Origin of the sequence: Nocardioides sp. NPDC101246 (assembly GCF_044767415.1) — a bacterium.
Lineage (GTDB): Bacteria > Actinomycetota > Actinomycetes > Propionibacteriales > Nocardioidaceae > Nocardioides.
In genome coordinates, this window is sequence record NZ_JBIWNX010000012.1 from 41914 (window position 1) to 60770 (window position 18857).

At 69.5% G+C, this 18857-nt stretch carries 18 protein-coding genes; 7 read left to right on the forward strand and 11 right to left on the reverse strand.

The window, feature by feature from the left end; genetic code table 11:
* Positions 1-24: 24 nt before the first annotated feature.
* Together ACIRON_RS21295 and ACIRON_RS21300 are read right to left on the reverse strand one after the other, a co-directional pair.
* Complete coding sequence (locus tag ACIRON_RS21295) at positions 25-1275, reverse strand: RNA polymerase sigma factor (RefSeq protein ID WP_402995228.1); 1251 nt, start codon at positions 1273-1275, stop codon at positions 25-27.
* Positions 1272-1760 (reverse strand): YciI family protein, encoded by a 489-nt coding sequence (locus ACIRON_RS21300; RefSeq protein ID WP_091040979.1) that lies wholly within the window; start codon positions 1758-1760, stop codon positions 1272-1274. Before ACIRON_RS21300 ends, ACIRON_RS21295 begins: the two co-directional genes overlap by 4 nt.
* A 69-nt stretch (positions 1761-1829) precedes the next feature.
* Here ACIRON_RS21300 and ACIRON_RS21305 point away from each other — a divergent pair, with 69 nt between their 5' ends.
* A complete protein-coding gene (locus ACIRON_RS21305; protein ID WP_402995230.1) occupies positions 1830-2618 on the forward strand; it encodes a GNAT family N-acetyltransferase in 789 nt (262 codons plus the stop codon).
* On the opposite strand, the gene ACIRON_RS21310 is transcribed toward ACIRON_RS21305, so the two are convergent.
* From ACIRON_RS21310 to ACIRON_RS21320, 3 genes are read right to left on the reverse strand one after another with little or no spacing between them, the layout of a single operon-like run.
* The gene (locus ACIRON_RS21310; RefSeq protein ID WP_402995232.1) at positions 2604-3314 is read right to left on the reverse strand and encodes a transporter substrate-binding domain-containing protein; all 711 of its coding nucleotides are present in this window, start codon (positions 3312-3314) and stop codon (positions 2604-2606) included. The genes ACIRON_RS21305 and ACIRON_RS21310 overlap by 15 nt on opposite strands.
* Entirely contained in the window at positions 3307-4224 is a 918-nt protein-coding gene (locus ACIRON_RS21315) for a D-2-hydroxyacid dehydrogenase family protein (protein WP_402995234.1), read from the reverse strand. Before ACIRON_RS21315 ends, ACIRON_RS21310 begins: the two co-directional genes overlap by 8 nt.
* A 54-nt stretch (positions 4225-4278) precedes the next feature.
* Positions 4279-4950 (reverse strand): hypothetical protein, encoded by a 672-nt coding sequence (locus ACIRON_RS21320; RefSeq protein ID WP_402995236.1) that lies wholly within the window; start codon positions 4948-4950, stop codon positions 4279-4281.
* A gap of 120 nt (positions 4951-5070) precedes the next feature.
* Between ACIRON_RS21320 and ACIRON_RS21325 the strand changes: the two genes are divergently transcribed.
* A complete protein-coding gene (locus ACIRON_RS21325; RefSeq protein WP_402995238.1) occupies positions 5071-5706 on the forward strand; it encodes a ClpP family protease in 636 nt (211 codons plus the stop codon).
* Positions 5703-6308, forward strand: a complete 606-nt coding sequence (locus ACIRON_RS21330; RefSeq protein WP_402995240.1) for a ClpP family protease — start codon at positions 5703-5705, stop codon at positions 6306-6308. Before ACIRON_RS21325 ends, ACIRON_RS21330 begins: the two co-directional genes overlap by 4 nt.
* Positions 6309-6311: 3 nt before the next feature.
* Here ACIRON_RS21330 and ACIRON_RS21335 read toward each other — a convergent pair whose 3' ends face one another.
* The 3 genes from ACIRON_RS21335 to ACIRON_RS21345 form a co-directional block, all read right to left on the reverse strand.
* Positions 6312-6632 (reverse strand): helix-turn-helix domain-containing protein, encoded by a 321-nt coding sequence (locus tag ACIRON_RS21335; protein WP_402995242.1) that lies wholly within the window; start codon positions 6630-6632, stop codon positions 6312-6314.
* Positions 6633-6960: 328 nt separating this feature from the next.
* Positions 6961-7176, reverse strand: a complete 216-nt coding sequence (locus ACIRON_RS21340; RefSeq protein WP_402995244.1) for a hypothetical protein — start codon at positions 7174-7176, stop codon at positions 6961-6963.
* Positions 7177-7356, reverse strand: coding sequence for a hypothetical protein (locus ACIRON_RS21345; RefSeq protein WP_402995246.1), 180 nt, complete (start codon positions 7354-7356; stop codon positions 7177-7179). It lies immediately after the preceding gene.
* A 116-nt stretch (positions 7357-7472) separates the two neighbouring features.
* Here ACIRON_RS21345 and ACIRON_RS21350 point away from each other — a divergent pair, with 116 nt between their 5' ends.
* Entirely contained in the window at positions 7473-7952 is a 480-nt protein-coding gene (locus ACIRON_RS21350; protein WP_402995248.1) for a hypothetical protein, read from the forward strand.
* On the opposite strand, the gene ACIRON_RS21355 is transcribed toward ACIRON_RS21350, so the two are convergent.
* Complete coding sequence (locus ACIRON_RS21355; protein ID WP_402995250.1) at positions 7953-8636, reverse strand: MBL fold metallo-hydrolase; 684 nt, start codon at positions 8634-8636, stop codon at positions 7953-7955. It abuts the gene before it with no gap.
* 149 nt (positions 8637-8785) lie between these two features.
* Here ACIRON_RS21355 and uvrA point away from each other — a divergent pair, with 149 nt between their 5' ends.
* Both uvrA and ACIRON_RS21365 read left to right on the forward strand, forming a co-directional pair.
* On the forward strand, positions 8786-11752 hold the full coding sequence (uvrA, locus tag ACIRON_RS21360; RefSeq protein ID WP_402995252.1) for an excinuclease ABC subunit UvrA: 2967 nt from the start codon (positions 8786-8788) through the stop codon (positions 11750-11752).
* A 75-nt stretch (positions 11753-11827) separates the two neighbouring features.
* On the forward strand, positions 11828-12250 hold the full coding sequence (locus tag ACIRON_RS21365; protein ID WP_402995254.1) for a Rieske (2Fe-2S) protein: 423 nt from the start codon (positions 11828-11830) through the stop codon (positions 12248-12250).
* A gap of 22 nt (positions 12251-12272) precedes the next feature.
* Here ACIRON_RS21365 and ACIRON_RS21370 read toward each other — a convergent pair whose 3' ends face one another.
* Together ACIRON_RS21370 and ACIRON_RS21375 are read right to left on the reverse strand one after the other, a co-directional pair.
* Complete coding sequence (locus ACIRON_RS21370; RefSeq protein ID WP_402995256.1) at positions 12273-13556, reverse strand: pyridine nucleotide-disulfide oxidoreductase; 1284 nt, start codon at positions 13554-13556, stop codon at positions 12273-12275.
* Between the two features lie 60 nt (positions 13557-13616).
* Positions 13617-14651, reverse strand: coding sequence for a LacI family DNA-binding transcriptional regulator (locus ACIRON_RS21375; protein WP_402995258.1), 1035 nt, complete (start codon positions 14649-14651; stop codon positions 13617-13619).
* 233 nt (positions 14652-14884) lie between these two features.
* On the opposite strand from ACIRON_RS21375, the gene ACIRON_RS21380 reads away from it, so the two are divergent.
* Positions 14885-18805: a GH92 family glycosyl hydrolase gene (locus ACIRON_RS21380; RefSeq protein ID WP_402995260.1), complete on the forward strand. Its 3921-nt coding sequence runs from the start codon at positions 14885-14887 to the stop codon at positions 18803-18805.
* Positions 18806-18857 lie beyond the last annotated feature (52 nt).

Genomic DNA, 18857 nt, shown 5'->3' on the forward strand with positions numbered 1-18857 from the left:
CCTGAGAACGGTTCTCAGTAGAACTCAGAGGCGAGCATCGCGCAGCGCGGCCGCCTTCGACATCAGGAAACGGCGCTCGGCGAGGTTGGTGGCCCGTGCCGAGGCCACTTCGTACGCCGCGGCCGCACCGTCCAGATCGCCGGCGAGCTCGAGCAGATGAGCGCGCACGGCCGGCACCCGGGGATGGTCCGCGAAGCCGGCGGGGGAGCCGCGCAGGAGCTCGTCGAGCAGTGCGAGGGCGGGGCCGGGGCCGTCGGCGTACCCGACCGCGACGGCCTTGTTGAGCGTCACGATCGGTCCGGGAGCGACCTTCTCCAGCAACCCGTAGAGCGCGGTGATCTGCAGCCAGTCGGTCTCCTCCGCGGTGGGCGCGCGATTGTGGAGCGCTGCGATGGCGGCCTGGATCTGGTAGGTCCCGGGCCGACCGGTGCCGATGACGGCGTCGACCAGCGCGACCCCCTCGCGAGTGGCCTCGTCGCGCCACAGGCTCCGGTCCTGGTCGGCCAGCGGTACCACCGCGCCGTGCGCGTCGATCCGGGCAGGGCGGCGAGCATCCAGCAGCAGCATCAGCGCGAGCAGGCCGCCGAGCTCGCCGTGGGCGGTCCCCGTCATCCGGGCGAGCGCGGTGCGGGCGAGGCGAGTCAGTCGGATCGCCTCGGCACACAGGTCGACGCGCTGCAGGTGGTCGCCCTCGGTCGCGACGTACCCCTCGTTGAAGAGCAGGTAGAGGACCTTCATCATCGCCGGGATCCGGGCGGCGAGGTCGGCGGAGCCGTCGATCCCGAGCGATCGACCCTTGATCGTCGACTTCGCCCGGGAGATCCGCTGCGCCATCGTCTTCTCCGGGACGAGATAGGCGCTCGCGATCTCCCGGGTGGTGAGCCCGCCGACCGCCCGCAGCGTCAGCGCCACCGCCGAGGCCGGGGTGAGGCTGGGGTGGCAGCAGAGCAGGAGTACGTCGAGGGAGTCGTCGACCACTGAGGTCTCCCGCCCCTCGGGCTCGGCGAGATGGTCGGCGTGCTCGCGGTCGCGACGACGCGACTCGCTGCGCTTGGCGTCGACGAGGCGGCGCATCGCGGTCGTGATCAGCCAGCCGCGAGGCTGCTCCGGAACGCCTCGTTCCGGCCAGGTGCGTACCGCCTCGACCAGCGCCTCCTGGACCGCGTCCTCGGCGGCGTAGAAGTCGCCGCTGCGGCGGGTGACGACGGCGACGACCTGCGGGGTGAGGTCCCGCAGGAGGTCATCGGGCAGGTCGTACGCCGTCGCCTCGGTCACTCGATGCTCGCCTCGCCGAAGGCGATGGTGTCGTCGACCGAGGAGCCGTCGGTGCCGTGGTACATCCGGCGCACCTGGATCGGCTGCTGGATCGCCAGCCCGCCCGGGCCGGGCGCGGCGGAGTAGAGCCCGGCGATCTCCAGGGCGCGCTCCTCGGTCTCGGCGTCGATCATCATGTAGCCGGCGACCCACTCCTTGAACTCCTGGAACGGTCCGTCGGTGACGGTCTTGTCGGTGCCGTCGGAGGTCACCACGAACGCCTGGTCCGGCGGGGTCAGCGCCTCGACGTGCACGAGCTCGCCGGATTCGGTCAGGGCCTTGTTGAGCGCCTCGTAGTAGCTCATGTGGCCCTGCACCTCCTCCGGCTTCCAGCCGGCCATCCCGCCGGGAGTCTCGTCGGTGCCGCCTTGGTAGTCGAGGATCATCAGGTAGCGAGGCATGTCCTCACCCTTCCACTTCGGGCGCTCCTTGTAAGCGCCATTCATGAGGGGAACGGAGCCGGCGCCCGGATAACTACATGCTTCGGTGTACGACTTCGGCGTAGGTTTCTGGCCGTGCTGAAGGCCTATGACGAGCAGTTGCGAACCGATGCCGAGACCACTGGGGCGGTGTCGGTGACCCGGCACGGACCGCTTCGCCTCGCCACCTTCGACGGCGGACGAGGATTCATCTCCTACCAGGACCTCGGTGGCGCCACCGAGGCCGGGATCGAGGAGCTGGTCGCGGCGGCGGTGGCGCACTTCGACGCCGACCCGGGGATCGAGGAGGTCGAGTGGAAGACCCGCGGCCACGACCACGCGCCGGGCCTTCACGACGCGCTGCTGCGACACGGCTTCGCGCCCGATGAGCCGGAGTCGATCATGGTCGGCGAGGCCCGGCTGCTGGCCGTCGACGTCCCGCTGCCCGACGGGGTCGGTCTGCGCACCATCACCAGCGAGCAGGACGTACGCGCCGCCAGCATCATGCAGGACGCGGTCTTCGGCTCACCGGCCTCGGAGGCTCGGGTCGAGAGCCAGCTGCGTGGGATCGCGGCGGGGGAGAGCGAGATGTGGGTCGCGGAGGCGGACGGCGAGGTCCTCAGCGCCGGCCGGATCGACATGGTGCCGGGAACGGAGTTCGCCGGTATCTGGGGCGGAGCGACGCTGGAGAAGTGGCGCGGCCGCGGCATCTACCGCGCTCTGACCGCCGCTCGCGCCCGCACCGCCATCGCCCGGGGCAAGCGCTACATCAACAGCGACTCCACCGAGTTCTCCCGGCCGATCCTCGAGCGCTCCGGGCTGGTGAAGGTCGGCACCACGACGCCCTACGTCCGGCGCAGGTCTGGGGGATCAGGGAGCGACTGACGCGTCCTGTCCCGAGCTGGCCAGCGACTCGGCGATCCGGCCGCCGGACTTCAGGTCCTCGACCAGCTCCTGCAGGAAGCTCACGGTGGCGGGTCGGTGATCCCGTGCTACGGCCACCGCCTGGCGGATCTGCATGAATCGTGGCTCGAGGAGCCGCAGACCGGGATCGGCGGCGACGTGCCGGGCGAGGGGCTGCCGGATCCCGGCAGCGACGTCGAGCCCGAGCTCGCGGAAGGCATCGATCCCATCGACGCCGCGTACGACCTCGGCGTTCTTCAGGGTGCGGGTCAGGAAGAGGTCGTAGGCCGAGCCCTCCTTCACGCCGACTCGCACGCCGCGGCGGTCGACGTCGTCCGCGGTCTGGATCGGGGAGTCGGTGGCGACGGCGTAGACGCCCTCGATGAGGACGTACGGCGCGGTGAACTCGACCTCGGCGGCCCGGGCGGGTTCGACCGCGAGGAAGGCGACGTCGGCGGCCCCGGTCCGCAGCGCCTCGAAGGACTTGCGGGCTGCGTCGAAGCACTCGAAGGTGACCGGTACGCCGAGCCGGCTCGCCAGCTCCCGGGCGATGTCCACGGTGACCCCGGTCGGTGCCTCGGGGGTGCCCTGGGCGAGGACCGGGTTGCCGAGGTTGATCGAGGCGCGCAGGGTTCCGGTCGGTGCCAGATCGGCGGCGAGGTGGATCGGGTCAGGCATCGGGGTCCTTCGGCAGGAGAGTGCGGATCGGGTCGCCGGCCAGCCAGGCGGCGATGTCCTCGACGGCGCCGCCGTAGAAGCGGCGGTAGTTGTCCTCGGTGACGTAGCCGAGGTGCGGCGTCGCGACCACGTTCGGGAGGTGGCGCAGCACGTCGTCGGCGGGCAGCGGCTCGACGTCGAAGACGTCCAGGCCCGCGCCGGCGATCGTGCCGGAGCCGAGGTGGGCGACCAGCGCCTGGGTGTCGACCAGCCCGGCGCGCGAGGTGTTGACCAGGTGTGCGGTCGGCTTCATCGAGGCCAGGTCGGCGTGACCGACGACGTGGCGCGTGGTCTCCGAGAGGACGAGATGGAGCGAGACGATGTCGCTGGTCTCGAAGAGGGTGTGCTTCTCGACCGCGCGCACCCCGAGCGGCTCGGCGCGCTCCGCGGTGAGGTGGGGGCTCCAGGCGATCACGTCCATCCCGAACGCCTGGCCGACGGCCGCGACCCGGGTGCCGATCTTGCCGAGCCCGAGCAGGCCGAGCGTGCGCCCGTGCAGGTCGCTCCCGACGGTCTGCTGCCAGGCGTGGCCGCTCGCCTCGGTCACGATGTGGCGGGTCAGCGCGTGGATCAGCGCCCAGGTCAGCTCGACCGGCGGATGCGGGCTCGACGGCGTGCCGCACACGGTGACCCCCAGTCGGGCCGCCGCCGCGAGGTCGATCGAGGCGTTGCGCATCCCGGTCGTGACCAGCAGTTTCAGCTTCGGCAGTCGTTCCAGGATGGCCGCCGGGAACGGCGTACGCTCCCGCATCGCCACCACGATCTCGGCACGCTTCAGTGCCCGGACGAGGGCGTCCGTTGCGAGGTGCTCGGTCAGCGCGGTCACCTCGACGCCTTCGAGGGAGTCCCACGCGGCGTATGTCCTCGCCACATTCTGATAGTCGTCGAGAATCACGCAGCGCACGTGCAGAGCGTACGAGATCGGTCAGTAGCGGTTTAGAAGGTGCTCCGGGACGAGGCTGAGGAAAGCGACCAGGTCGGCAAGGCGTGGTTCGAGATCATCCGGTCGCGCGGGTCCGTCCACGACCATGACCAGCCACGTTCCGTCGAACTGGTAGCGCGCGATGTGGCGGAGGAGGTGGTCGCGCATCTCGTTGTGGAGAACCTCCGTGGAGAACGACTTGCGGGTCGTCTCCACGGCGTACGCGCGTTCGAAGGTGTCGCTGCGGCGCTTCGGCTGCAGATGCAGCCACGGGTGGAGATGCCCAAGATCGAAGCCGACCAGATGGAGGGACTCCGAGCGGTAACGGTAGAGGCCCTGGACCAGAAGGTCCCTCTCGAACGACCTGTGCTCGTAGGAGAGGAACGGCCGGCCGGCATAGGTGCCGGTGACCACGTTGACCGCCTGCGGCTCGGGGGTGATCGCGGAGTCCACGTACGTCGGCATCAGCTGGAACTTCGTCGGCAGGCTCTCGTCCCTGCTCGCGTACGTCCAGCCGCGGCTCGCGCACAGAGCCACGTACGCGGTGTCGGGGTCGGAATCCCGAGTCAGCCTGCGCATCTTGGCTCCAGTCACTGTCGCGGCCGCGGCGGCGTAGAGCGCGTACGCAAGCAAGGCCGCGGCCAGGACGTGGACGAGTCCGATGTCGTCGAACATGGGGGAGAGTGTGCCGCAGCCTCGGCCGGAGCGTGCCCGCATCACGGCATCTGCTGAGGGCAGATCTGCCTACGGCAGATTCGCTGGAATGCGGCGTACGTCTGGATCAGGCTCGAAGGCATGACCCAGACACCCATCACGGCCGGGCCGCTCGACGAGCAGCTCACGGCGCGACTGCAGAACCAGAGGATCATCGTGCTCGGCCAGGAGGTGGACGACGCGATCGCCAACCGGATCTGCGCGCAGCTGCTCCTGCTGAGTGCCGAGGACCCACACCGCGACATCTCTCTCTACATCAACTCACCCGGCGGCTCGGTGACCGCCGGGATGGCGATCTACGACGTGATGCACCTGATCCCCAACGACGTCTCCACGCTGGGGATGGGGATGGCGGCCAGCATGGGGCAGTTCCTGCTCACCGCCGGCACCCCGGGCAAGCGCTACGTCCTGCCGCACACCGAGGTGCTGCTGCACAAGGGGTCCGCGGGGATCGGCGGCTCGGCGGCCGACATCGAGGTGCAGGCCGCGCGGCTGGCGCGGATGACCGAGCAGATGCTGCGGATCACCGCCGCCCACACCGGCCAGAGCGTCGAGCAGATCGACCAGGACTCGTTGCGCGACCGGTGGTTCACCGCCGAGGAGGCGCGCGAGTACGGCTTCGTGGACGAGGTGCTCAACGACGTGCAGTCGGTGACGCCGGTGCAGCAGCGCAGCGCCGCCTTCGGTCTCTCCTCGGCTTCGGCGGGTGCGCGATGAGCTCCTACACCATTCCCTCGGTCGTCGAGAAGACCCCGCGTGGCGAGCGCGCGCTCGACGTCTACAGCCGCCTGCTCTCGGACCGGATCGTCTATCTCGGTACGCCGATCGACGACGGTGTCGCCAACGTGGTGATCGCGCAGCTCATCCACCTCGAGTCGGACGCGCCGGACACCCAGATCGAGCTCTATCTCAACTCTCCGGGCGGCGACCCGACCGCGATGTTCGGCATCTACGACACGATGCAGTTCCTGCGCTCGCCCGTCGCGACCACCTGCGTGGGCCAGGCGGCCGGTTCCGCCGCGGTGCTGCTGGCCGCGGGGGAGCCGGGGCGACGTACGGTCCTCCCGCACGCGCGGGTCGTGCTGCAGCAGCCGGGCCAGGACGGTCAGCGGGGCGATGTCACCGACCTGCAGGTCGCGGCGAAGGAGATCGGCCGGGTGCGAGCCGAGATGGACGCGCTGCTGGCGCGCCACACCGGGCGGAGTGTCGAGGAGATCCACGCCGACACCGAGCGCGACCACGTCCTCGGCGCCGAGGAGGCGGTGGCGTACGGGCTGGCGGACGCCGTCCTGGAGAGCCGCAAGCTCACCTCGGTCTGAGGCTCAGGCGGCGAGAGCCAGCGGGCCGGACGGGCGGGCGCCCGCGCGCAGCGTGCGGGTGACCCGCTCGGTGAGGTCGACGAGGCCGAGACCCAGTGCACCACCCACCGCCTCGAGCACCTCGGAGCTGGGCTCCTTGCGTCCGCGCTCGATCTCGGAGAGATACTGCGTCGAGACACCGGCATCGCCGGCGACATCGGAGAGCGTGCGCTCCTGGCGGGACCGCTCCTCGCGGATCACCTGGCCGGCGGCCTCACGCCACAGCGGCGCCGGCTTGTCGTGGTCCGGCAGCGGATGGCCGGGAAACCTGATCACTTCGCCCATGCCAACACAGTAGCGCTGCGCACGAGGGCCGAACGAGGCGTTCGCGCCGGGCGAACAGACCTTCTACCAGGGGTTATATCGGTCGAACGATAGATGACCAGGACTTGCCAAGGACGTTCGACACTCCGATAGTGGTCGCACAGTTTCGATCTTTGTAGGTCTACTGTGCACGACCAGAGAACTTGTCGAGTCGTTGGTATCACGGGGGAATCGTGTTGCATCGCAAGCAGATCGCCTTGGCTGGAATGGCAACGGGACTGGCCATGACGAGCATCGGGATTGGTGGCCTGATCGTCGGCAACGCCGGAGCAGAAGAGCCAGGACACAGCTACGCAACGGACGAGTCGGGGGTCAGTCTGATCTCTCCGGTCTCGCCGGTGGCGCCGCTGGAGAAGTCGTCCTCGACGCCGTCGCAGGCCGGCCCAGCCAGCCCGATGGGTCCGCAGAGCAAGGACCCCGAGGTCGCCGAGCCGGTCCCGGCGAGCCCGCGGTCGGTCGAGGAGTCGGCCGACGGGTCGATGTCCCCGGTTCCGGCGCGTCCCACTCAGGTGCCGTCGGAGCCGAGGCCTTCGGGCAGGCCGACCGAGTCGCCGAGCGAGCCCAGCCAGTCGCCGAGCGAGAGCCCCAGCGACCCCAGCGAGTCGCCGAGCGACCCCAGTGAGTCGCCGAGCGACCCGACCGAGTCGCCGAGCGAGCCCAGCGAGTCGCCGAGCGAGAGCCCCACCGACTGACCTGGGCTCCTGAGCGGCGATCTCGATGCCCCTGGGTGGATAACGCTCGAGGCTTCGCTGCCCTACGCTGTGCGCCATACCAGGCGCGGGGCGGGTACAGGGAGTCGAGTTGCAGAGCAAGCAGGTCGCCGTGGCAGGCATCCTGACCGGCGGGGTCGTGGCCGGTCTCGGGGTGGTCGTCCTTCTCGCCGGCCTAGCGCAGGCCGAGCGTCCCGATCCTGACCCGGCCACGGGTGTCGAGGACGTCGGGAACCCCTATCCCGATGTGGATCCGCTGCCGCCGCTGCCCGGCTCGAAGTTGTCGGAGGAACCCTCGGACGGCAGTTCGGCGCGCCCGCGTGGCGCGGCGGCTGATCCCGGCGGCGCGACGTACGAACCCGGGAGGTCCGACCCGTCGGCAACTGCCGACCCGGACCGGCCGACCCCGTCGCGTGAGCCGGACGAGCCCGCCGAGACCGGTGGCTCGACGCCCACCTCCGGGCCCACGCGTACGACAGAACCGGAGCCGACCGCCGAGCCGACCGAGCCGACCGATCCGACCACGGATCCGACGCCGACGGAGACCGTGACCCCGCCTACGGAGCCGTAGTCACCATCCCCGCTCGCGCCACTCGGCGAGATGGGGACGCTCGGCGCCGAGCGTGGAGTCGTCGCCGTGGCCCGGGTAGAACCAGGTCTCGTCGGGGAGGGTGCCGAAGATCCGGTCCTCGACATCGTCGAGCAGCTGGGTGAAACGTACGGGATCCTGCTGCGTGTTTCCGACGCCTCCCGGGAAGAGGCTGTCGCCGGTCCACAGGTGGGGCGTGCCCTCGGGGTCGCGGTAGAGAAGGGCGACCGACCCGGGCGTGTGCCCGCGCAGCGCGATGACCTCGAGGGTGCAGTCGCCGACGGTGACCGTGTCCTCGTGGGAGAGCGTGCGGGAGACGGGTACGCCGGTGGCCTCCGTGATCGCGGCGGCATCGGGCTCTCCGGCGAGCGTGGCGGCTCCGGTCGCGGCGACGACGTCGGCCAGGGCTCGGTGGTGGTCCCAGTGCTGGTGGGTGGTGACGACGGTGGCCAGCTCGTCACCGATGAGGGGGAGCAGGGTCTCCGGCTCGGCCGCGGCGTCGATGAGAAGCTGCTCGCCGGTCGTTCGGCAGCGCAGCAGGTAGCAGTTGTTGGACATCTGCACGTCGACGGCGACCTTGGTGATGGTCAGCCGACCGAGCTCGCGTACGTCGGCCGGGCCGCCTGGTTTAGTCGCGCCTGTATAAGTGGTAGGGGCATCGCTCATGCGCCTATGCAAGCACGTCGGACCCGGCCAGAAGTAAAATGTCGGTGCTCCGTGAGAGGGTGCCGTCTGGGAGTCTTCCCAGCGTCGTATGATGCGAACATCTGTTCGACGCGGTAGCGCGATGCGATAGCACTGGACGAGGAAAGAACGTGGCGGAGCAGCAGCTGATCATCCGGGGAGCCCGGGAGCACAACCTGAAGGATGTCTCCCTCGATCTGCCTCGGGACTCGATGATCGTGTTCACCGGTCTGTCCGGAAGCGGGAAGTCGAGCCTCGCGTTCGACACCATCTTCGCGGAGGGCCAGCGTCGCTACGTCGAGTCGCTGTCGGCCTATGCCCGACAGTTCCTCGGTCAGATGGACAAGCCTGACGTCGACTTCATCGAGGGGCTCTCCCCGGCGGTGTCGATCGACCAGAAGTCGACCTCGAAGAACCCGCGCTCGACGGTCGGCACCATCACCGAGGTCTACGACTACCTGCGTCTGCTCTACGCCCGCGCGGGGCGGCCGCACTGCCCGACCTGTGGCGCGCCGATCGAGCGGCAGACGCCGCAGCAGATCGTCGACCACGTGCTCGCGCTGGAGGAGGGGCGCCGCTTCCAGGTGCTGAGCCCGGTGATCCGGGCCCGCAAGGGGGAGTACGTCGAGCTCTTCAGCCAGCTGCAGCAGCAGGGCTACTCCCGGGTGCGCGTGGACGGCGAGATCCACCAGCTCGACGCGCCGCCGAAGCTGGAGAAGCAGAAGAAGCACACCATCGAGGTGGTCATCGACCGGCTCGCGGTCAAGGAGTCCTCCAAGCGGCGGCTGACCGACTCGGTCGAGACCGCGCTGGAGCTGGCCGGCGGGTTGGTGGTCTTCGACTTCGTCGACAGTGGCGAGCAGATGAAGTTCTCCGAGCGGATGTCGTGTCCCAACGACCACCTGCTCGACACCGACGAGCTCGAGCCGCGGTCCTTCTCGTTCAACTCGCCCTTCGGCGCCTGCCCGGCCTGCACCGGCCTCGGCACCCGGATGGAGGTCGACCCCGAGCTGGTCGTCCCCAACCCGGCGGCCACGCTCGCCGAGGGCGCGCTGCAGCCCTGGTCCCAGGCCCACGTCGCCGAATACTTCCTGCGCCTCCTGGAGGCTCTCGGCGGTGAGCTCGGCTTCGACCTGGACACCCCGTGGGACGACATCCCGGCCGCGGGACAGAAGGCGATCCTCGACGGTCACGGACGCAAGGTGCACGTGGTCTCGGTCAACCGCTACGGCCGGCGCCGTTCCTACGACGCCGAGTTCGAGGGCGTACGCCGCTGGGTGGAGCGACGCCACAAGGAGGCCGAGTCCGACACCACCAGGGAGCGCTTCGAGGGCTACATGCGCCAGGTGCCGTGCCCGACCTGCAGGGGCACCCGGCTCAAGCCGGTCTCGACCTCGGTGACGCTGGGGGAGCGGAGCGAGGGCGGACTCAACATCGCCGAGCTGTGCGCGCTGCCGATCAACGAAGCGGCCGAGTGGCTCGACACGGTCGAGCTCAGCGGCCGGGAGCGGCAGATCGCCGAGCAGGTGCTCAAGGAGATCCAGGCACGACTGCGCTTCCTGCTCGATGTCGGCCTCGACTACCTCTCCCTGGAGCGGCCCTCGGGATCGCTCTCCGGCGGTGAGGCCCAGCGGATCCGGCTGGCGACCCAGATCGGGTCCGGTCTGGTCGGCGTCCTCTACGTGCTGGACGAGCCCTCCATCGGCCTCCACCAGCGCGACAACCACCGGCTGATCGAGACCCTCGAGCGGCTCAAGCGTCTCGGCAACACCCTGATCGTCGTCGAGCACGACGAGGACACCATCAAGGTCGCCGACTGGGTCGTCGACATCGGCCCCGGGGCCGGTGAGCACGGCGGCCAGGTGATCCACTCCGGCACGGTGTCCGAGCTGCTCGCCAACGAGCAGTCGGTGACCGGGCAGTATCTGGCCGGTCGCCGCGAGATCGCCGTCCCGGCCGTACGCCGCCCCCGCACCGCCGGGCGCGAGCTGACCGTCCACGGTGCCAAGGAGAACAACCTCAAGGACATCGACGTCACCTTCCCGCTGGGGCTCTTCCTCGCCGTCACCGGCGTCTCCGGCTCGGGCAAGTCGACGCTCGTCAACGACATCCTCTACACGGCCCTGGCCAAGGAGTTCTACCGCGCCCGCACCGTTCCGGGCCGGCACACCAAGATCTCCGGCCTGGACAACGTCGACAAGGTGATCCACGTCGACCAGTCCCCGATCGGGCGTACGCCGCGGTCCAACCCGGCCACCTACACCGGCGTCTTCGACCACATCCGCAAGCTCTTCGCCTCCACCCCGGAGGCCAAGATGCGGGGCTACCTGCAGGGCCGGTTCTCGTTCAACGTCAAGGGCGGCCGCTGCGAGGCCTGCTCGGGTGACGGCACGATCAAGATCGAGATGAACTTCCTGCCCGACGTTTACGTCCCGTGCGAGGTCTGCCACGGCGCGCGCTACAACCGCGAGACGCTCGAGGTGCACTACAAGGGCAAGTCGATCGCCGAGGTGCTCGACATGCCGATCGAGGAGGCCGTGGAGTTCTTCGCCGCGGTCCCCGCGATCGCGCGCCATATGAAGACGCTGGTCGAGGTTGGCCTGGGGTACGTGCGGCTGGGGCAGCCCGCGACCACCCTGTCCGGTGGTGAGGCGCAGCGGGTCAAGCTCTCCGCCGAGCTGCAGAAGCGCTCGACCGGCAAGACCCTCTACGTCCTCGACGAGCCGACCACCGGCCTCCACTTCGAGGACATCCGCAAGCTCATCGGCGTGCTCTCCTCGCTGGTCGACAAGGGCAACACGGTGCTGGTGATCGAGCACAACCTCGACGTGATCAAGACCGCCGACTGGATCATCGACATGGGTCCGGAGGGTGGCAACCGTGGCGGCACGGTGATCGCCGAGGGCACCCCCGAGACCGTCGCCGAGACCCCTGGCAGCCACACCGGTGGCTTCCTCGCGCCACTGCTCGACGGCAAGGCCGCCGAGCAGCCGCCGGCCAAGCCGGTGAAGGCGAAGGCGGAGCCGGCCAAGGCAGCGGCCAAGAAGACGGCGGCCAAGAAGAAGCCGGCGACGCGGAAGAAGGTCAGCGCGTCCTGACCCGAGATCGAGATTTACCCGATGGTTTGCGCTCGGCGAGGGACGTGCGTTGCCGGCGTGCCTATTCTGGGCGGCATGAGTGAATCTCGAATCACCCGGCGGAAGGTCGTCACCGGCACCGCGGTGACCGCGATCGGCGTCCCTCTCCTGGCAGCATGCGGCAGCGGCGACGGCGACACCGGCTCCTCGGGTGATGGCGGCTCAGGTGGCAGCGGCCCGCTGGTCGCGACCAGCGAGGTCCCGGTCGGAGGGGGAGTGATCGTCGCCGACCGCAATCTGGTGGCCACCCAGCCGACCGAGGGCACGTTCAAGGTCTTCTCCGCGATCTGCACCCATCGGAGCTGCCCGGTCACGAAGGTCGCCGGCGGCACCATCGACTGCCCATGCCACGGCAGCCGGTTCTCGATCGAGGACGGCTCGGTGACGCAGGGACCGGCGACGAGTGCATTGGAGGAGGTCGCCTTCGAGGTCACCGACGGCGAGATCGTTCCCAGCTGAGCCGCCCTCGGCCTGAGGTGGATCAGGCGCGTGCGAGTGCCTGTGCCCGCCACAGCTCGTCGCGCGGGGAGCGACGGCGGTCGAGACGGGCGTCGAGCAGCACCCGGGCCTCGTCCCAGCGGTCGGCACGGAGCAGGGCGGCGATGCGGGCCTCCTCGATGATCTCGCGCTGTGCGTCGGAGCCGCCGAGGCGACGGATCGACGGTGCGAGCGCTGCGAGCCGGTCGGCGGCGGCCGAGTTCTCGTCGCGGGCCATCAGTCCGAGGGCCTCGGCGAGCGGAGAGACGACGGTGGCCATGGTCGGATGTACGTGCCCGGCGGCCCACGACCTCAGCTCGTCGAGCGCACCGGCGTCGCCGGTGGCGAGGTGAGTGACCGCGGTGTGCATGGCCAGGAACGGGGTGGCGGGCCGGATCATCGTCTCGCGACCGGTGACGCGTACGACCTCGGCGATGTCGGGCACGTCGCGAGCGCCCGGTGTGAGCGCCCACCGGAAGAGCAGCGAGCCGGAGTCGACCAGGGCTCGGCAGCCCAGCGCGTGCCCGGGCTGGAGCTGGGTCTGGTAGCGACGGCGTACGGCGTCGAGGTCGCCCAGTGACAGCTCGTGCAGCGCGGCGTGCCAGGAGAAGTGGGAGAGCGAGTCGATCTGCGCGCCGTCGCCGAGCACCCAGGAGGACATCCAGGTGAGTCCGGCCTCGTGATCGCCGGTCTCGTAGTGGGCGTGCGCACGGGCGTGGGCGGAGTGGCCGGCGCCGGGCTCCACCGCCAGCGACGCACAGGAGAGCGACATCGCGTCGTCGAAGCGGCGCTGCTCCTGGCGTACGAAAGCGAGCAGGCCGGCGAACCACCAGTCGTCGCCGTAGGCGGGCCTGGCGCGTTCGACGATCGCCCACGCCTCCTCGGGCACTTCGGTGGCGCCGGCGAAGGCGATGGTCGGCACCGCGGTCGAGAGCAGCAGAGCGTCTCGCGGGAAGGCCGCAAGGTGGTCGATCAGCGGCCGCGGGTTGCCCCCGATGTGGGCCTCGACCGCGTGGACGTGACTGCGTTCGCGCTCGGTCGCCCGTCGGGCGTGCAGCCGAGCCTGCTTCAGTCGAGCGTCGACGTCGACGGGCGCGCACATCTCGTGGCCGAGCAGTGCCAGCGCGGCGTGTCCGAGCGCGAACGTCGGGTCGAGGACGATCGAGGCCGCGAAGGAGGCGAGGGCGCCGTCCCGTAGTCGGAGCACGTCGAGCAGCCCCTGGGAGTAGGCCAGGGCTGCTTCGTCACTGGTGGTCAGCGAGTATCCGTAGCGGTCACGACAAGGCACATAATCATACTAGACCACTAGACTTTAAAACCCAGGCTGCCGCGGCGGATTTCCCCAGAGTCAGGGAGCCGGGAGCTCGCCGGAGCCCCGGGGGATCAGCCGAGCGCCGATGGTGACCGTCTGGGGCGGTCCCGCGGTGTCGCCGGCGATGCGCTGGAAGAGGAGTCGCGCGGCGGCCGCGCCCATGGCGCCGGGGTCCTGTGCGACGACGGTGAGGCCCGGCTGGAGGAGATCGCCGAGCTCGACGTCGTCGAACCCGACCAAGGCCAGTCGGGTCGAGCGCCGGGCGAGCTCGCGAAGCACGCTGACGGTGGTGCGGCTGTTGCCGCAGAGCAGTGCCGTCGCCGGCGACGGCCCGTCGAGCAGCCGGTCCAGCGCGTCGGCGGTCGACGCGGGGGAAGGGGGTGCCTGCGTGACGAGATCGTCGGAGAAGGGGATCCCGGCGGCCTCGAGCGCCTCGCGATAGCCGCGCAGGCGCTCGCCGGCGGTGTAGATCTCGGGTGCGTCGCCGATGAAGCCGATGCGGCGGTGTCCGTGGGAGAGCAGATGTTCCACGCCGCGCCGGCTGCCGCCGCAGTTGTCGGTGAGGATCATGTCGGCCTCGATGTCACCGGGTGGGCGGTCGACGAACACGACCGGGATGCCGGCCCGCATCTCGGGCAGGAGGTAGGAGTGGCTGGTGCCGGCCGGCACGACGATCAGTCCGTCGACGCGCCGCTCGCAGAAGGCGAGAGCGAGCTCGCGCTCCCGGTCGGCGTCCTCGGCCGAGGAGCCGGCGAAGACCATCGTTCCGTGCTCGCGGGCCACCTCCTCGACCGCGCGGGACAGGATCGAGTAGAACGGGTCGGCGACATCCTCGAGCAGCAGCCCGACGGTGCCTGACCGTCCTTGCCGGAGGTCGCGAGCACTGGCGTTGCGCCGGAACCCGAGCTGGTCGATCGACTCGAGCACGGCTGCGCGCAGGTCGTCGTTGACGTTCGACTCGCCGTTGACCACCCGTGACACGGTCTTCAGGCTCACCCCGGCCGACGCCGCGACGTCCTTCATGGTCGGGCGGCGCTGCTGACGGGTCTGGTCGGACGGAGCTGATGCCACGTGCTCAGCGTAAGACGCCGATCCGAGCAGGACAACGATGTCTCACTTCTTTCCCTCTTTCGGCGCGGATGCCGCCGATCGCGAAGAAGCCCAGCGTAAATCCTTGGCGAATCACGTTGACAACGTTGTCACGCCACGGTTCCATCTGGGGTGGCCCCCATGTGAAGGAGATCACACCGATGCATCGTTGGGACGTACCACGCAGAACGAGAGGCCGGGCCCGCCTGGCCGCGATGATCGCCGCGACAGCGACGCTGATGGTCGCGATGAGCGGCACCGCACCCGCACTCGCCACCCCTGATGAGCCCACGGCTCCGAAGAGCGACACCGCCGACCCCCAGCGGGCCACGGACGGCGGGGACTGGGCGACCTCCTTCGAGGAGGACGACCCGCAGCCCACCTGGGCCGACCTCGTCGATACCGATGACGACGGCAGTCCTCGCACCGCGGGCGTCACCGGCCCCGACCCGTTCGGGATCCCCGGGGACATCTCCGAGCACATCACCGGCGTCAGCGCCAGCGGAGAGAACACCGGCTCGGGCGAGGGGGCCGCGGAGCTCGTCGACGGCGACATCAACACCAAGTGGCTCACCTTCGCGACCACCGGGTGGGTGCAGATCGAGCTCGACCAGCCCGCCAGCGTCGTGAAGTACGCCCTCACCTCGGCCAACGACGCCGCCGAGCGTGATCCCAAGGACTGGGTGATCCAGGGCTCCACCGACGGCCAGAGCTGGACGACCGTCGACACCCGCACCGGCCAGTCCTGGGGCGAGCGCTTCCAGACACGTGAGTTCGAGATCGCCTCTCCGCAGGCGTACTCGCACTACCGCATCGACATCTCCGCCAACCAGAGCGGCGGCCTCATCCAGCTCGCCGAGTGGCAGCTCTCCGACGGTTCCGAGCCCCCGCCGCCGCTGAAGAACATGACCAGCCATCCCGACGACGGCCCCGCATCGGCCTACGCCGCGAAGTCGAAGGTCGGCTTCACCGGCGTGCACGCCTTCGAGTACGCAGGCAAGATCACCGCCGACAAGGGCCACTCCTACAACCGCGTCTTCGACGTCGACATCCCGGTCGGTGCGGAGACCGAGCTGTCCTACCTGGTCTTCCCCGAGTTCATCGAGGGTGACCTGAGCTACCCGAGCACCTACACGGCCGTCGACCTGGCCTTCACCGACGGCACCCTGCTCTCCGAGCTGGGCGCGCTCGACGCGCAGGGCTACGTACTGTCCCCGGAGGGTCAGGGCGAGTCGAAGTCGCTCTACACCAACCAGTGGAACAAGAAGACCTCCGTCATCGGCGAGGTCGCCGCGGGCAAGACGATCGACCGGATCCTGGTCGCCGTCGACGCGCCGAGCGGGCCGACGAAGTTCCGCGGCTGGTACGACGACATCGCGATTGCCGCATCCCCGGATGAACCGCAGGTCACCAGCCGCGTCGACTACGCCGTCACCACCCGCGGCACCCAGTCGAGCGGCAGCTTCTCGCGAGGCAACAACATCCCGGCCACCGCGGTCCCGCACGGCTTCAACTTCTGGGCGCCGATGACCAACGCGGGCTCATTGTCGTGGTTCTACCGCTACCACCAGGACAACGACGCCCAGAACCGGACCAGCCTGCAGGCGCTGACGCTGAGCCACGAGACCAGTCCGTGGATGGGCGACCGGCAGACGTTCCAGGTGATGCCGTCGGCCGCCGCGGGCACCCCTGACCCGGGCCGCGACGCGCGCAGGCTCACCTTCGAGCACGCCAACGAGACCGCGCGGCCCTACTACTACAAGGTCGACTTCGACAACGGCCAGCGGGCCGAGATCGCGCCGACCGACCATGCGGCGATGTTCCGGTTCACCTATCCCGGCGAGGATGCCAGCCTGATCTTCGACAACGTCAACAACGACGGCGGGCTGATCCTCGACCCGGCCGCCGGGACCCTGCAGGGCTTCACCGACACGCGCAGCGGCCTGTCGAACGGCGCCACCCGGATGTACGTCTACGCGACCTTCGACCAGCCGGTCACCGGCGGCGGCAAGTACGCCACCGGCGAGCGGCCGAACGTACAGGGTCATCTCGAGTTCGACGCCGGCGCGGACAGGACGGTGACGATGCGGATCGCCACGAGCCTGATCGGCGTCGACCAGGCTCGGAAGAACCTCGAGCTCGAGATCGCCGAGGACGACTTCGAGACGGTCAAGGACGACGCCAAGGCGCTGTGGCAGGACAAGCTCGACGTCCTCGACATCCAGGGCGCGACCAAGGACCAGAAGACGACCGTCTACTCCAACCTCGCCCGGCTCTTCCTCTACCCCAACTCGGGTCACGAGAACACCGGCACCGCCGACGAGCCGGTCTGGAAGCACGCCGTCCAGTCGACCTCCGGTGACACCAACCCGCCGGGCACCACGCCCACCCACACCGGCGCCGACATCGTGGACGGCAAGGTCTACGTGAACAACGGCTTCTGGGACACCTACCGCACCACCTGGGCGGCCTACTCCCTGTTCGAGCCGAGCCAGGCGGCCGAGATGGTCAACGGCTTCGTGCAGCAGTACAAGGACAACGGCTGGATCTCGCGCTGGTCCTCACCGGGCTACGCCAACCTGATGACCGGGACCAGCTCGGACGTCTCCTTCGCCGACGCGTACGTCAAGGGGGTCAAGGGCATCGACGCCGAGGCGGCCTACGACGCAGCCGTGAAGAACGCCACCGTCCGGCCTCCGGGCTCCGCGACCAACTCGAACGTCGGCCGCAAGGGCATGCAGACCTCGGTCTTCCTCGGTTACACGCCCGCGGCCGTGAGCGAGGGCGTCTCCTGGGGGCTCGAGGGCTACATCAACGACTACGGCATCGGAAACATGGCCGCGAAGCTCGCCCAGCGCGACGGGATCTCCCGCGCCGAGAAGAAGCGGCTGAAGGAGGAGTCGGAGTACTTCCTCAGCCGGGCCCGCAACTACGTCAACACCTTCGACACCGAGGTGGGCTTCTTCCAGGGCCGCAACGCCGACGGCACCTTCAAGAAGTCGCCGGCGGACTACAACCCGCTGGTGTGGGGCAGCGACCACGACTACACCGAGACCAACGGGTGGAACTTCGCCTTCCACACTCCGCAGGACGGCCAGGGCCTGGCCAACCTCTACGGCGGTCGCGGCGAGCTCGCGCAGAAGTTGGACACCTTCTTCTCCACGCCGGAGACGGGGGAGTACCCGGGCTCCTACGGCGGCATCATCCACGAGATCCGTGAGGCCCGTGACGTACGCATGGGGCAGTGGGGCTTCTCCAACCAGGTCAGCCACCACATCCCGTGGATGTACAGCTACACCGGCCAGCCCTGGAAGACGCAGGAGATCGTCCGCGAGACGCTGCGCCGCATGTACACCGGCTCCGAGATCGGGCAGGGCTACGCCGGTGACGAGGACAACGGCGAGACCTCGGCGTGGTACCTCTTCGCCTCCCTGGGCCTCTACCCGCTCCAGATGGGCAGCGAGAACCTCGTGCTCGGCTCGCCGCAGTTCACCAAGGCCACCCTCCGTCTCGAGGGCGGCAAGGACCTGGTGATCAAGGCACCGAAGAACAGCAACCGGAACATCTACGTCCAGGGCGTCAAGATCGACGGCAAGAGGTGGGACAAGACGTACGTCTCCCACCGGGAGCTCGCCGACGGCGGCACCATCGAGTTCGACATGGGCTCGAAGCCGTCGCGCTGGGGCACCTCGCCCAGCGCCGTCCCGCCCTCGCTGACCACCGGCTCCCAGCCGGCAACTCCTCTCGCCGACAAGTCCGGCGCGGGCAAGGGCACGGTGACGGCCAGCGGCAACGACGGCGAGACGTTGGTCGACAACGACTCCGGGACGCAGACGACCGTGGCCGGGGACGGCTGGGTGGAGTACCAGTTCTCCGGGACCAAGGTGCCGGTGTCCTTCTACACCCTCACCAACGGCGCCGAAGGTGGCTCGCCGAGCGGCTGGGTCGTCAAGGGCTCCAACGACGGCACCGACTGGAAGGTCCTCGACCGGCGCTCGGGCGAGACGTTCGACTGGCAGCAGGCCACCCGGCCGTTCAAGCTCGAGTCGGCGTCGAAGTTCAGCCGGATCCGGATCGAGTTCACCGGCTCGGCCGACGAGCAGATCACGCTCTCGGAGGTGGAGCTGCTGGGCTGACGCCTTCCTGGCACATACGACGATGCCCGGCCGGATCCATTCGGCCGGGCAT

Coding starts and splice junctions, on each gene's coding strand:
- ACIRON_RS21300 (WP_091040979.1), bottom strand. CDS start 1,760: ATGAATGGCGCTTACAAGGAGCGCCCGAAGTGGAAGGGTGAGGACATG.
- ACIRON_RS21310 (WP_402995232.1), bottom strand. CDS start 3,314: ATGCCTGACCCGATCCACCTCGCCGCCGATCTGGCACCGACCGGAACC.
- ACIRON_RS21320 (WP_402995236.1), bottom strand. CDS start 4,950: ATGTTCGACGACATCGGACTCGTCCACGTCCTGGCCGCGGCCTTGCTT.
- ACIRON_RS21325 (WP_402995238.1), top strand. CDS start 5,071: ATGACCCAGACACCCATCACGGCCGGGCCGCTCGACGAGCAGCTCACG.
- ACIRON_RS21330 (WP_402995240.1), top strand. CDS start 5,703: ATGAGCTCCTACACCATTCCCTCGGTCGTCGAGAAGACCCCGCGTGGC.
- ACIRON_RS21335 (WP_402995242.1), bottom strand. CDS start 6,632: ATGGGCGAAGTGATCAGGTTTCCCGGCCATCCGCTGCCGGACCACGAC.
- ACIRON_RS21355 (WP_402995250.1), bottom strand. CDS start 8,636: ATGAGCGATGCCCCTACCACTTATACAGGCGCGACTAAACCAGGCGGC.
- ACIRON_RS21365 (WP_402995254.1), top strand. CDS start 11,828: ATGAGTGAATCTCGAATCACCCGGCGGAAGGTCGTCACCGGCACCGCG.
- ACIRON_RS21380 (WP_402995260.1), top strand. CDS start 14,885: ATGATCGCCGCGACAGCGACGCTGATGGTCGCGATGAGCGGCACCGCA.